This window comes from Myxococcus sp. CA040A (genome assembly GCF_013336725.1).
Lineage (GTDB): Bacteria > Myxococcota > Myxococcia > Myxococcales > Myxococcaceae > Myxococcus > Myxococcus llanfairpwllgwyngyllgogerychwyrndrobwllllantysiliogogogochensis.
In genome coordinates this window covers 690,872-704,871 of the sequence record NZ_JABUMR010000006.1, presented here as the reverse complement: position 1 = coordinate 704,871, position 14,000 = coordinate 690,872, and the positions used below count along the sequence as shown (strand labels likewise).

At 70.2% G+C, this 14,000-nt stretch carries 10 protein-coding genes and 1 pseudogene; 9 read left to right on the top strand and 2 right to left on the bottom strand.

From position 1 onward, the window contains the following. Nucleotides 1-23 precede the first annotated feature (23 nt). The gene (locus tag HUA75_RS29005; RefSeq protein ID WP_174488208.1) at nt 24-2,846 is read right to left on the bottom strand and encodes a serine/threonine-protein kinase; all 2,823 of its coding nucleotides are present in this window, start codon (nt 2,844-2,846) and stop codon (nt 24-26) included. A gap of 94 nt (nt 2,847-2,940) precedes the next feature. Continuing rightward, the gene (locus tag HUA75_RS29000; RefSeq protein ID WP_174488207.1) at nt 2,941-4,575 is read right to left on the bottom strand and encodes a type VI secretion system contractile sheath domain-containing protein; all 1,635 of its coding nucleotides are present in this window, start codon (nt 4,573-4,575) and stop codon (nt 2,941-2,943) included. Between the two features lie 290 nt (nt 4,576-4,865). On the opposite strand from HUA75_RS29000, the gene HUA75_RS28995 reads away from it, so the two are divergent. From HUA75_RS28995 to HUA75_RS28955, 9 genes and pseudogenes are all read left to right on the top strand, one after another. Beyond that, nucleotides 4,866-5,276, top strand: coding sequence for a hypothetical protein (locus HUA75_RS28995; protein ID WP_174488206.1), 411 nt, complete (start codon nt 4,866-4,868; stop codon nt 5,274-5,276). Between the two features lie 252 nt (nt 5,277-5,528). Beyond that, on the top strand, nt 5,529-7,013 hold the full coding sequence (locus HUA75_RS28990) for a CoA-acylating methylmalonate-semialdehyde dehydrogenase (RefSeq protein ID WP_174488205.1): 1,485 nt from the start codon (nt 5,529-5,531) through the stop codon (nt 7,011-7,013). Nucleotides 7,014-7,077: 64 nt separating this feature from the next. Then, complete coding sequence (locus HUA75_RS28985) at nt 7,078-8,325, top strand: GTP cyclohydrolase II (RefSeq protein ID WP_141646701.1); 1,248 nt, start codon at nt 7,078-7,080, stop codon at nt 8,323-8,325. Further along, nucleotides 8,318-9,529, top strand: coding sequence for a URC4/urg3 family protein (locus HUA75_RS28980; protein ID WP_141646700.1), 1,212 nt, complete (start codon nt 8,318-8,320; stop codon nt 9,527-9,529). Before HUA75_RS28985 ends, HUA75_RS28980 begins: the two co-directional genes overlap by 8 nt. Before the next feature lie 27 nt (nt 9,530-9,556). After that, on the top strand, nt 9,557-10,192 hold the full coding sequence (gene upp / locus HUA75_RS28975; protein WP_141646699.1) for a uracil phosphoribosyltransferase: 636 nt from the start codon (nt 9,557-9,559) through the stop codon (nt 10,190-10,192). Between the two features lie 107 nt (nt 10,193-10,299). Continuing rightward, the gene (locus tag HUA75_RS28970) at nt 10,300-10,839 is read left to right on the top strand and encodes an MXAN_0125 family MYXO-CTERM protein (RefSeq protein ID WP_305794743.1); all 540 of its coding nucleotides are present in this window, start codon (nt 10,300-10,302) and stop codon (nt 10,837-10,839) included. Nucleotides 10,840-10,980: 141 nt separating this feature from the next. Then, a complete protein-coding gene (locus HUA75_RS28965) occupies nt 10,981-11,718 on the top strand; it encodes a DUF4215 domain-containing protein (protein WP_246137584.1) in 738 nt (245 codons plus the stop codon). A 135-nt stretch (nt 11,719-11,853) separates the two neighbouring features. Continuing rightward, a complete protein-coding gene (locus tag HUA75_RS47000; protein WP_256433540.1) occupies nt 11,854-13,146 on the top strand; it encodes a DUF4215 domain-containing protein in 1,293 nt (430 codons plus the stop codon). A gap of 499 nt (nt 13,147-13,645) precedes the next feature. Beyond that, nucleotides 13,646-14,000 (top strand): annotated as a pseudogene (locus tag HUA75_RS28955) (secretion protein); the annotation flags it as partial.

Below are 14,000 nucleotides of genomic sequence, written 5' to 3'. Positions count from 1 at the left end.
CCGCCACCCGTCAGTCGCGTGCCTCATTTCCCGCGAGGGCGAGCAGGCTTCACACGGGCGGGCTTCACACGGGCGGGCTTCACGGGTGCGGGCACGGGCAGGGCCGCGAGGAAGGTGTCCACGTCCCCCACGCGTGTGTCCAGGCCCGCTTCCGTGAACCAGCCCCGGGCGCGCGTGGCCTCGCCCCGTGCCTCCGGGGACTGACCCGATTGGACCAGGGCCTTCGCCAGCGCGAAGCCGGACTCCGCCAGCGCATCCGGCGGCGCGGAGGCGAACGTCACCGCCAGCCGCAGGGGCTCCACCGACTCACCCACGCGGCCCAGGCCCAGCAGGGCCTGCCCCACGCCGTCGTAGGACGGCTGGAGCTTCTCGTCGTCCACGGGCAGTGTCTTGCGCTTGAGCGCGAGCGAACGCTCATAGGTCTTCAGCGCGTCCTCGAAGCGACCCATGCCGAGCTGGCACATGCCCACCTCGTCGAGCGCCTCCGCGAACTTCGGGCTGTCCGCGCCGTAGATGGCCTGGAAGATGTCCGCCACGGCCTGGGCATGTGGCAGCGCCTGGGCGTCCTGCTTCAGCTCGCGCAGCGTCATGGACAAGAGGCCATGGCGCCGGGCCACGTCCGGGTGCTGGGGGCCCATGGCGGCGGTGGTCTTCTGGAGCGCGTCCTCCATCAGCGCCAGCGCGCGCGTGGAGTCTCCGAGCGAGTGCACCACGTGCGCGAGGAGGAACGTCGTCCGCGCGCGCTTGGGGTGCTCGGCGGGCAGGGACTTCTCGTAGAGGGCCTGGGCCTCCTCCACGCGGGTCTTCGCCTCCTCGTACAAATCCTGGGAGATGGCGAGGTTGGCCTGGTTGACGCGCACGTCGCCCAGCAGCACCGGGTCTCCGCCCATCCGCTCCAGCGTGGCCTCCGCGAGGGAGCCCCAGCGGGCCGCGGGCTCGTAGTGCTTCAGCCCGTCCTCCACGAAGAGCAGCTTGTTGAGGGCGGTGACTTTCAGCCGGTCCGCGTGCCCTGCCTCCGCGTCGAACACGGCGCTCGACAGGAGCTTCGCGGCCTCGGGCGACTCGCCCACCTGCTCCAGCAGCCAGCCATTCAAGAAGCGCGTCTCCGCGCGCAGCGGCAGATAGCCCGTGGCCTCCACCGGCGCGACGAGCGCCTTCACCGCCTCCAGCGCCTGAGGGTGCTTGCCGGCATCCATCCGCGCTCGGACGTGGGAGAGCTTCTCCTCCAGCAGTTCGATATCCGCGCGGCGCAGCGGGTCGGTGGGCATGCGCTGCCGCTCGGCCAGGGCCTCCGTGTCCTCGCATTCCCACAACGAGGGCAGGGCGAGCGCGGCGTCCAGGGACTTCTCCACCAGGGCCGCGTCCGCGCTCGACAGCAGCTCCACCGTGGCGCTGAAGTCCTTGCGGCGGCGCTCCAGACACACGAGCTGCCGGTCCAACTGCTCCTCGGGTTTGACGCCCTGCACGCGCGTGGCCTCGCAAGCCTGCACGCGCTGGCGCTTCCACATGTCCGCGTAGTCGCCGAGCGCCCGTGACACGCTCTGGGCCATGCCTTCCGCGAAGGGCCTGCCCGTGGCCTGGAACGCGGTGGAGAGCTTCGCTTGTGTCGTGGGCGACCACACGTCGTCCATCCGCGCCCCGGCATCCACGCACACGCGCGACTGCTGCCACGCCGCGCCGCCCGTCAGCGCGAGCGTCGCGCCCAGCGCGCTGGCGGCCGTTACCCACCGACGCCGCAGCGTCCGGCGATGCTCCTGCGACAGCGCCTCCAGCAACACGGCCATGGAGGCGAAGCGCGCGTCCGGCTCCAGCGACAGTCCGCGCAGCACGGCGTCGCGCACCCAGCCGGGCACCTTGGAGTCGCGCGGTGGCTCGCGCACGGCGGGGACCGGAATCGTCGCGGGCGAGGAGGGCGCCACCGAGGGCCGCTGCGCGCCCAGCGACTCCGTGCGCTCCGACTCGGCGCTGACGCTGGTGCTGGAGAAGGCATACGCCCGCAGGCTGCCGGGCTCGAAGGGGCGCGCGCCGAAGAGGGCGCCATAGAGCGCGGCGCAGAAGCTGAACTGGTCCGTGCGCCCGTCCAGCGTCGTTCCCCGGAACTGCTCCGGGGACATGTAGTTGGGCGTGCCCACCAGCAGGCCGTCCTCGGTGAGCGTCGTCTCCAACATGCGACGACCGGCCGAGGACGCCAGCGCCTCCCGCGTCTCCTCGGTCAGGGGCTCCTCGTCCTGGGGGAGGTCTCCCATCGTCCGCGCGAGGCCGAAGTCCGTCACGTAGACGCGGCCCGCGCGGCTCACCAGCACGTTGGCCGGCTTGAAGTCGCGGTGCACCAGCCCCGCGGCGTGCGCGGCCTCCAGGCCCCGGCCCGCCTCCACATAACGCGTCACGATTTCGCGCCAGGAACGCGGCGACGCCTTCAGCCACGAGGCCAGCGTGCCGCCATCCACCAGCTCCATGGCCACGAAGACCTGGTCGCCCCACATGCCCACGTCGAAGACGGGGATGACGTTGGGGTGGGAGACGCGCGCCATGGCCTGCGCCTCGCGCAGGAGCCGGGAGCGCGCCTCCTCCGAGTGGTCATGGCGACCGTCCGGATGCAGCAGCTTGAGCGCCACCTTGCGGTCCAGGTCCGGGTCATAGGCGGCGTACACCACGCCCATGCCGCCCTGGCCCAGCCGCCGCAGCAGCAGATACCGCCCAATCTGGGAGAAGGGCGGCGCGGCGCGACGTGCCTCGTCGGGCCCCGTCCCGGAGAGGTCCTGCTTGGGGCCGGTGCCCAGGTCTTGCGTACCGGTGCCCTCCGGACCCGTGCCCGCGTCCCGTCCGCCTGTGTCTTTCCTCGTCATGTCTGGCGCACCTCGGGGCGGAGTGTAGCGAAGCTCTCGCTACAACCCGAGTTCTCCTCCGCCATGCGTCAGCGCTGCCTGGCTGCCTGAACGCTCAGGCGCGCAGCGGCAGGGTGAAGGCGAGCTGGAAGCGGGTGCCGGCGTGCTCGGGCCGGACGGTGGCGGTGACGTGGACGCCGTGGCCGTTGCCGGTGGAGACGACCTCGCCCTTGAGCTGGCCGTCCTCGGTGGCGCCCCGGAAGAGGAAGACCTCCGCGGCCTGCGAGAAGATGGAGGAGACCTCCGCGCTGCCGGAGCCGGGCGGGAGCTGGTCCCTTACCCATGTCGCGAAGCGGACGATTCGGCCGGTGAGCACCTGCGCGGGCAGGGGCACCGCGTAGCCGCCGCCGAACACCGTGGGGGCCGCGGCCAGCAGCACCGCGTCCGCGTTGCGCCCGCTGCCCAGGCCCAGCACGCCGTGCTCCTCCAGCTTCGCCTGCGCGCGGATGGGCAGGAAGACCTCGGTGGGGATGGACAGGCCCTTCTCGCGACCGGAGGGAATCTCCCACGTCGTCGGGGCGCGCACGCCTCCGGCCTGACCGAAGATGCGCGCGAAGGCGCTGGTATCGCGGAAGCTGGACGCGAGCATCGCCGCCACCGCGAGCGCGGGGCTGGTGAAGGCCGCGCGCTTCGCCCGGGCCTCGCTGGCCACGACGACGCGGTTGACGACGGCGCACAGCCACCGCGAGGACTCGTCCTGACGCAGCTCCGTCCACGACTCGGAGACCTGCTCCCGGCCCTCCTCCAGGCCCAGGGACAGCTCGTCCGGAGACAGGCCCAACAGCGACGGCGCCACGGCGACGACGATGGGCAACTGCGCGCGCTCGCCCATCGCGGCCAGCCGGGCCAGCACCGCCACGTCATCGTTCGTGTCCACCACGAAGACGGCGTCGGGCCGGTCGAAGGGCTCGCTGGAGAGCGCGTCTTCGAGCGTGCCGAGCAGGTCGCCGCGGCTCACGTCCAGCACCTCCACCGCCATGCCCGCGGCCGTGGGGCACTGGTCCACCAGCCACTTGAGGCCGCGCCACGCGGACTCCAGTCGGGCCACGGGCTCCGCGATGAGCACGTCCGTCGCGCAGCGCAGCACCGTCTCGTCCAGCAAATCCCTCACGGACTTGCGCGCGGCGGTGGCGGGGGCGGACGACGACGCGGAGGCCGGCGCGCGCGGGTTGAGGGCCTTCAAGAACGCATCGACGGCGCGGGACGCGGTGGCCGGCGAGCCAGGCTCGGACGCGGTGAGCAGCGTCTCCATCAGGGCCACGTCATCGGGCGTGGGCACGGGGGCGGGAGGGGGCGGAGGCGCGGCGTCACGCAGGGCCGCGGCGACGGCTTCGGGCAGGCGGCCCGGGCCGGTGATGGCCTCCACGCGCTTCGCCGCCTCCTCGGGCGACAGGGCGGGGGTGAGCTTGTCGCGCAGCGCGTGCAAGTCACGAAGCGCGGGGATGCGGGTGAGCACGTCGGCGACGCCGAAGTCGCGCAGCCGTTCGAACGACAGCTCCAGGGCGCAGGTGTCCTCGGCGCCGAGCCGGTCCGGGACGATGAAGCGCACGTGGCTGGCGGCCTTGGCGAGCTCGCTGGCGAAGGTGTCCGAGGTCACGTGGAAGCGACGACCCGAGGGCGTGGAGGAGAAGGCCCCGGCCACCAGCCACCGCACGCGCGCACCCTCTGCACTGCTTCCGCTCTGACTCATGCACCGCCCCATCCGTGAGTAAGGCGCCGCACGTTAGCGCGAGGCAGGTGTTCTTCGCGAAGGCCCGGCGGGGCACGGGCTTATGCGAGGTCTTCGGACCCGGGGGCTGGTTGCGGGGCTTCCCTGTCATGGAGGCCAGCGTCACGAGGCCGTGCCGCATCGGTCCTCGGGGCATGTGGGCTTCGCCACGACCTCCCGGGTGGGGCGCTCCCGTCGGCGACGGGCCCCACCGAGTGGGCGCGCCCATACCGCTTGCGTCGCCTCCACCCAGGCCTCAGCCTTCACCTCCCATGTCCATCCGCAAGGACTACATCGAGCGCCTCGTCGAGCAGTTCGCCGCCGCCCTGGCCCGGCTCCTCAAGGCCCGTCAGGAGAAGCGTTTCGCGGACGCGGCCCAACTCCTGCGCTCCACCGCGCTCGACACGCTGGGCATGGAGTACGACGCGCTGCTGATGGTGGACGCCGCCTCCACCTCGCGGATGCTCGGAGACCCCTTGCGAGTGAAGGTGCTGGCCCGGCTCGTGGCCGAGGACGGCGAGCTGCACCAGGACCAGGGCGACACGCGGACCGCCACCGCGCGCTTCCACTATGCGCTCGCGCTGTATGCCGAATCACGCGCCCTGGGACGTCCCCACGACGACGAGGACACCGCCGTCCTCACCCGGTTGCGCGCCTGGCTCGGGCCCTCGGCTCGCGCTTGAAAGTCAGCCCTCCCACCTGAGTCCACGCTCACCCTCGTTCAATTCATGACGCGTCGCGGCCTTCATGACGCCATGCATTGAAGTCCGGTGAAGCCTCGCGGGAGCCGGTCCTGTTTCCGACAGGAGAAGTGCTCGGGTGCCGGACACTCGGCCGCAGCGCTGACAGGCTTTCTGGGGGGTGGGTTGCCGATCTGTCTGCATTCCCGGATACGATGAGGTGCACGTCCTCACCTGAATTTTTTGGGGGTGCGCTTGTCGTTCGTAGAGCTTCCCGAGAGCGTCGTTCCGTGTCGAAACCTGGTGGGAGGCGAGTGGCAGCTGCCTCAAGGCTCGCCGCTGCTGGACGTACGCAGTCCGTACACCGGCACCGTCATTGGCCGAGTTCCACTCACCTCCGCCGCGGGTGTATCCCAGGTGGTGGAGGCCGCGCGGTCCGCCGCCGATTCGTGGGCCGCCACGCCGCTGCGCGAGCGCACCCAGCTGCTCTTCCGCTTCCGGCACCTGCTGGAGCAGAACCTCGCGCGGCTGGCGAACCTGGCCGCGAGCGAGGCGGGCAAGACGGTGGCGGAGGCGCGCGCCGGGCTGCTCAAGGGCATCGAGGTGTGCGAGTTCGCGCTGTCGCTGCAGAACCTGGACAGCGGCGCGCACATGGAGGTCAGCCGGGGCGTCACGTGTGAGCTGCGCCGCGAGCCGTTGGGCGTCGTCGCGGGAATCACGCCCTTCAACTTCCCGGCGATGGTGCCCATGTGGATGTTCCCCATCGCGGTGACGCTGGGCAACGTCTTCATCCACAAGCCGTCGGAGAAGGTCCCCCTCACCGCGTGCGCGCTCGGCGAATTGATGCGCGAGGCGGGTTATCCCGCCGGGGTCTTCTCCATCGTGCACGGTGGCAAGGAGGCGGTGGACGCGCTGGTGGCGCACCCGGACGTGAAGGCGCTGGCCTTCGTCGGCTCGTCCGCGGTGGCGCGGCACCTCTATGCGGAGGGCAGCAAGCGCGGCAAGCGCGTGCTCGCGCTGGGTGGCGCGAAGAACCACCTCATCGTCGCGCCGGACGCGGACCCGGAGCTCACCGCGCAGGCCGTGGTGGACTCGTTCACCGGCTGCGCGGGGCAGCGCTGCATGGCCGGCAGCGTGGTGCTCGCGGTGGGCAACGTGGAGTCGCTGCTGGCGGATATCGTCCGCCGCGCGGGCAGCATCGAGATGGGCCCGGGCATGGGCGCCATCATCGACAGGGGCGCGGTGGAGCGGCTGGAGACGGCCATCGACCAGGCCTCGTCGGAGGGCGCGAAGCTGGTGCTCGACGGGCGCGGTCGTCGTCCCAAGGGCGACGCGTGGGCCCAGGGCAACTGGCTGGGGCCGTCCATCCTGGACCACGTGGGGCCGGAGATGGAGGCCGCGCGGCGCGAGCTGTTCGGCCCCGTGCTGTCCATCATCCGCGTGCCCACGCTGTCCGCGGCGCTCGCGGTGGAGAACGCGTCGTCCTACGGCAACGCGGCGTCCATCTTCACCACCAGCGGCGTGGTGGCGCAGACGGTGGTGGAGGGCGTGCGCGCGGGCATGGTGGGCGTCAACGTGGGCGTCCCCGTCCCGCGTGAGCCGTTCTCCTTCGGCGGCACCGGCGAGTCGCGCTTCGGCCACGGGGATATCACCGGGCCGTCCGGCCTCGACTTCTGGACGCAGCTCAAGAAGGTCACCCGCAAGTGGTCGGCGCGCACCGACGGCTCCTGGATGAGCTGAGTCGCGCGCCCCTCTCGTCCGCTTCGCTCGAGCTCCAAAACGCGCCCGCAAGGAGGGCGCTCCCATGGCAGACAAGAAGCCCGTCAATCACATCCGCCTCACCTCGCATCCAGATGGGGACGCCGTCTCCATCCGCTGGGGTGACCCGGACCCGACGCGCCGCGGCCCCGTGGTGGCCACGCTCACCGAGCCCGCGCATCGCAACGTCATCGGCACGCACGCCGGCTCCTACGCCGTCTATCGCGCGCTCGCCGTGGCCGCCGGCATGTTGCCGCAGGACCACCGCGCGGACCTGAAGGACACCTCGCCTGCCGCGCGGATCGGCCCGCACCCGTCCTGGAGCAACCCGGACCGGATTGTGTCGTTGGACCCGTGGGGCGCCGTCGCGCCGCAGGCGTTCAGCGCGCAGTCCGAGCAGGGCATCGACTTCCGTCCCACCATCGCCGTCACGCGCGCGCACATCAACCTGCCGGAGCTGCGCGACGCGGTGGTGGCCGGCCGCCTCAAGCCGGACGGGGACTTGCTCACCGCCAACGGCGACATCAAGGTGGTGAAGGCCGCGGTGGACCCGGTGTGGCACCTGCCGGGCATCGCCAAGCGCTTCGGCATGACGGAGAACGCGCTGCGCCGGGGCCTCTTCGAGCAGACGGGCGGCATGTTCCCGGAGCTGATTACGCGCCCGGACCTGCACGTCTTCCTGCCGCCCATCGGCGGGCTCACGCTGTATGCCTTCGGGGACATCAACTCGGTGTCCAACAAGGACATCCCCCTGGCCGTGCGCGTGCACGACGAGTGCAACGGCTCCGACGTGTTCGGCAGCGACATCTGCACCTGTCGTCCGTACCTGGCCCACGGCATCGAGGAGTGTGTGCGCACGGCCCAGGCGGGCGGCGCGGGCGTCATCGTCTACCTGCGCAAGGAGGGCCGCGCGCTGGGCGAGGTGACGAAGTTCCTCGTCTACAACGCGCGCAAGCGGCAGGAGGGCGGCGACTCCGCGGCCACCTACTTCCAGCGCACCGAGTGCGTGGCGGGCGTGCAGGACATGCGCTTCCAGGAGCTGATGCCGGACGTGCTGCACTGGCTGGGCATCACCCGCATCCACCGCTTCGTGTCGATGAGCGACATGAAGCACGACGCGATTGTCCGCTCGGGCATCGAAATCCTGGAGCGCGTGCCCATCCCCGAGGAGCTGGTCCCCGCCGACGCGAAGGTGGAGATGGAGGCGAAGAAGGCGGCGGGCTACTTCACGAAGGGGCCCGTGGCGGACGCCGCGGCGCTGACCCAGGTGAAGGGACGGGGCCTCGATGTCTGAGCGGCCGTTGGCGAGGGCGGACGTGTCCCCGGCGGTGGCGTGGTTGCGCACGCCGGCCGCCATCCGCGAGCGCTGCCATCAACTGCTGGACCTGGGACTGGCCGGCAAGCTGTCGCACTTCCGGGTGGAGCCCTCGCGGCTGCCGACGGTGGTGGACACGGTGCTGGAGGTGACGCGCGAGGCGTACCCCACGCTGGACATCCCGCTGCACAGCCGCTGGCGCCACTTCGACGCGGGCGGCGTCCAGCGCGTGGCGGAGCTGGAGGCTCGGCTCAAGGACGTCACGCCGCAGGAGCGCGCGCGGGCGAAGCTGGACCTCGCCGTGGTGAGCGTGCTGCTGGACGCGGGCAGCGGCCCCAAGTGGAGCTACCGCGAGCAGGGTGGCACGACGTGGGCGCGCTCGGAGGGGCTGGCCGTGGCCAGCTTCCGCATGTTCATGGACGGCGTGTTCTCCTCGGACCCGGACCGGCCGCTGCGCGCGGACGCGGAGGCGCTGGGCCGGCTGTCGCGCGAGTCGCTGGCGCGCGGGCTCCAGGTCTCCGACACGAATCCGCTGGACGGGCTGGAGGGGCGGCTGCACCTGATGCACGGCCTGTCGCGCGTGCTGCCCCGGCCGGGCGCGATACACGACATCGTCGCCGCGCAGGGCAGGAGCGTGCGCGGCTCGGAGCTGTTGGGCGTGGTGCTGGAGTCGCTCGGCCCCATCTGGCCGGGCCGCGTCATGGTGGACGCGGTGAACCTGGGCGACGTGTGGCCGCACTCCGCGCTGGGCCCGGTGGAGAGCGTGGACGCGCTGGTGCCCTTCCACAAGCTGTCGCAGTGGCTGACGTACTCGCTGGTGGAGCCGCTGGCGGAGGCGGGACTCCGGGTGGTGGAGCTGGATGGCCTCACCGGCCTGCCCGAGTACCGCAACGGCGGCCTCTTCGTGGACCTGGGCGTGCTGGTGCCCAGGGACGCGCGGCTCACCCAGGAGGCGCTGCACCCGAGCGAGGAGCCCATCGTCGAGTGGCGCGCGCTGACGGTGGCGCTGCTGGACCGCGTGGCGGCGCTGGTGCGTGGCCGGCTGGGGATGAGCGCGGAGGAGCTGCCGCTGGCGAAGGTGCTGCAGGGCGGGACGTGGACGGCGGGGCGCAAGGTCGCCGCCGAGCGACGCCCCGGAGGCGTGCCGCCGATTCGCGTGGAGAGCGACGGAACGGTGTTCTGACAACCGCTGACCAAGAGGGAGGACGCAATGGAGTTCCCCAACTGCACCGTGGTGGACCATCCGCTGGTGAAGCACAAGCTGACGTTGATGCGCCGCGCGGAGACGAGCACCGCCTCCTTCCGGGCCCTGCTCCAGGAAATCTCCCTGCTGCTGGCCTACGAGGCGCTGCGGGACTTGAAGGTCCGTGACGAGGAAATCCAGACGCCCATGGCGCCCATGACGGCGCCGGTGCTGGAGGGCAAGAAGCTGGTGCTGGTGGCCATCATGCGCGCGGGCCAGGGCATCCTGGACGGGATGCTCCAACTGGTGCCCTCCGCGCGCGTGGGCCACATCGGCCTGTATCGGGACCCGGAGACGCTGACGCCCGTGGAGTACTACTACCGGGTGCCGGGGCAGCTCGCGGACCGCGACGTGGTGGTGTGTGACCCGATGCTCGCCACGGGCAACTCCGCGGTGGCGGCGCTCCAGCGGGTGAAGAAGAGCAAGCCCGGCTCGCTGCGCTTCGTCTGTCTATTGGCGTGTCCGGAGGGTCTGGCCAACCTGAGGGAGCACCACCCGGACGTGCATGTCTATACCGGCGCGGTGGACGAGCGCCTCAACGAGCACGGCTACATCCTGCCTGGACTGGGTGACGCGGGGGACCGCCTCTTCGGCACCAAGTAGCCGCCCCGGGTAGTTGCCTCCGGCAACGATGACTTGGCGTTGATTCCCATCGAGCGGCAGGATGCGCGCCTCTGGGGGGCCAGGACTTCGAGACGGAGGTAGACAGGATGCGAGCGAGGACTTTCAGGCCCCGCGTTGGGGCCGCGTGGTTTGGATGGATGCTGCTGGCGGGTGTGGGTGGCTCGCTGGCGGCACACGCCAGGAGCGAGCAGTGTGAGTGCATCACCGAGCGCCAGAGCGTGGTGTCGGAGATGCCGTGCCTCGTCATCTCCTCGCGTGCGACCTGTGGCGCGAGCACCGTCCGCAATGCCTGTGACGAGCCCGTGACGCTGAAGGGCTGGCCGCTCGTCCAGTGCGAAGGCGGGCGGTGTGACGAGGAGCTCCTGCCGGAGGAGGAGGCCTCCTTCTACTTCTCCGACGGGCGCGGGTTGTCCCTGCCCATGAAGGCGCAGCCGGAGGAGCGCTTCGAGGAGGAGACCTTCATCGTCTCCGTCGATGGCGAGGAGCGCGAGCTCGTCGTCTCCGCGAGCGTGTCGTGTGTGACGGGCAAGGAGCCCCCGAGCGGCTGTGCCTCCTCTCCGGGAGGGATTGCGCTCGCGGGCGTGCTGGCGCTCCTGGGAGGCTGGCGCCGCGCCAGACACCGCTGACTGTTGGCGGGCCAACACTGGCTTCGACGTGCAGGCTTGAATAGACAAGAGCCGGAAATCCAGGAATAGTCTGCCGCCCACTTCGCCGGGGGAGTGAGGGCTCATGCCGAGCTCTCTCCCGCCTCGGGGATGGGGGCTTCAATGAAACGCATGGGAAGCGGCTCCGCGTGGGTGGTGCTTTCGTGTCTGCTGTTGGGCGCGTGTGGCGTCGAGCAGGTCACGGAGGAAGACGTCACGGGAACGGTGACGTCTTCGCTGGAGGACCCGAACTACGCGAACGCGGTGGGTGAGGGCACGACGGCGCTGGTGCTCAATCCGCAGGCGGCGGTGGGCGCGCCGGACGGCGTCTTCGCGACGCTCCCGAGCGAGGCCGGCGAAGGGTTGATGCTGGACCTGGGTGAAGGGCAGGAGTCCAGCGGCATCCTGGAGGTCTACACCCAGGGCCCCGTGGGCTCGTCCGCCCAGGCGACGGTGCAATTCCTGACGGCGGACGGGGGCTACTTCTCGAGCGGCGTGCTGTACCTGCGGAGCCGGTGGGAGGGGGTGGACATGCAGTATGTCTGGTATTCGCAGACCATTCCCTATCGCTACGTCGTCATCCGGAGCGTGGCCGGAAAGCCCTTCAACGTGGACGCCGTGGTGGCACGCCGCCGGGCCATCTGCGGTGACGGCGTGATTTACGGCACCGGGGAGCTGTGTGACGACGGCAACCAGCTCTCCGGGGATGGCTGCAACAGCATCTGCCGGGTGGAGACGGGCTACACCTGCTCGGGAGAACCGAGTGTTTGTGTGGACCGCGACGAGTGCGCGCTGGGGACTCACGCGTGCCCCGCGAACACGGTGTGTGTGAATACGCCGGGCAGCTACGTCTGCCAATAGGCCCAGGACTGGCGCGGGGCCGGATTGACGGCCCCGCGTCGTGAGCAGCAGTAGGTCGTCAGCCGTGGTGCGATTCATTCCATGAGGGGGATGGCCCATTCCGGGTTTCATCCCATCCCTCTGGGGAGACATTTAATGAGAAGCCGTACAGGTTCGCTGTTGTCGTGGGGCTTGGGTGCGACGTTGGCGTTGTTGCTGGGCTCTTGCGGTGTGGAGTCCCTCGACGATGGGGGAAGTGACGGTGCGTTGACGTACACGAGCGAGGAGTCCTCGCTGACGTGGGACCCGTACGCGGACGCGGTGGCGTCCGGCACCACGGGGACGGTGCTCAACGCGAGCGCGGCGGTGGGGGCGCCGGATGGGCAGGCGGCGACGCTGCTGAGCCTGCTCAACACGGCGCTGGTGCTGGATTTGGGGGCGGGTGAGGAGGGCACCGGCGACCTGCGCGTCTACTACCAGGGCCTGTCGCTGGCGCTGGTGGCGCAGGTGGACTTCCTGAAGGCGGATGGGACGCTCATCGGCTCCAGCCCGCTGCACCTGGTGGAGCTGGGCCTGGGGACGCATGTGGCGGTGGCGACGTACCCGGGCCACGAGCCCTACCGATACGTCCGTCTGCGCGGCGCGGTGCTCGCGCTCTACCTGGTGGACGCAGTGGAGACGTCCATCCGGCCCATCTGTGGTGACGGCGTGCCAGGCGGCGTGGAGGTCTGTGACGACGGCAATCAGCTCTCCGGGGATGGCTGCAACAGCGTCTGCCAGGTGGAGACGGGCTACACGTGTGCGGGAGCGCCGAGCGTCTGCACGGATATCGACGAGTGCGCCCTGGGCACGGGCACGTGCGCTCCGGGAGAGGTGTGCGTCAATACGCCCGGAGGCTTCGAGTGCGAGGAGGAGGAGCCCACGTGCAATCCGCCGCGCCTCGTCTGCGGTGAGTCCTGCGTCGACCCGAACACCGACAACAACCACTGTGGCGGCTGCGGCAATGTCTGCGCCCAGGGGAAGTCCTGTGTCTCGGGAGTGTGCGTGGGTACGGGTAACCTCCAGTTCACCGCGACCTGGAGCCGGGGTGGAGACGCGGACCTCTACGTGAGGACGCCCTCTGGCAAGGTCATCTCCTTCGAGAACACGGGGCCCGACGAGGGGACGGACTTCGGTGCGCTGGACGTGGATGACCTGGAAGGGGATGGACCCGAGAACATCTTCTGGGCACCGGACCAGACGCCGCCGAGTGGCACCTATGACTTCTGCCTGTCAGTCATCGAATTCAATCACCCACCATCGCCAGGGAATCCCCTGAACTACGACATCAAGGTGCGTGTCCCCGGTCAGCCGGACCGTGTTTTCCCTGGCGCGTACACTTCGGTCGAGTCGTCGTCGAACTGCGCTCCTGGCGAGCCCACCTACGTCGGCTCCGTGACCTACCCTTGATGCACGAGAAATGACAGACACCGGCCCGCACCGGACTTCTCCGTGCGGGCCGGTGGTTGATCGACGGGGTAGCGCTCGTCTCGTAGGGCTATCGAGCTGCTGGGGGTTGAATCCCGCATGGGCGTGGCTCCGAAAGACTCGTATGGAGCGAGCCTGGCGCTGTCCGCCGCGAGGCACCCCCTGACCGCTCACGCGGGCGTGGGGAGGGCCGCCGCGCACCTGCTCCGGGGCGGGCGCTGGCGAGAAGTGGTGCTTGCGGACTTGCTGGCGCTGCTCGGAGGCTTGAGCCATGCCCGCACCGCTGGCGCATGCATCATGAAACACACGGGACTGGGTAGCTGTCCATTGTCCCTTCGCACATGTCTGCTGCTGGCCGGAGGACGTTGCCAGCCAGTGTGTCATGTGTGTGAGCTGTGGAGTGCGAGCGGTCATGCGATTCATTCCGTGAGGCAGCGTGGCTCATTCCGGGTCTCGCCCTATGCCTCGGGGGATGTATCCCATGAGTATGCGTACAAGTGCGCTGTTGTCGTGGGGACTGAGTGCGACGTTGGCGTTGTTGCTGGGTTCTTGCGGAGTGGAATCTCTCGATGAAACGGAGCGTCCCGGAGGTGATGGGGAGTTGACGCAAACGAGCCAGGAGTTGGCGTGGGACCCGTATGCGGACGCGGTGGCGTCTGGCACCACGGGGACGGTGCTCAACGCGAGCGCGGCGCTGGGAGCGCCGGACGGGCAGGCGGCGACGCTGCTGAGCCTGCTCAACACGGCGCTGGTGCTGGATTTGGGAGCGGGTGAGGAGGGAACGGGTGACTTGCGAGTGTATTACCAGGGCCTGTCGCTGGCGCTGGTGGCGCAGG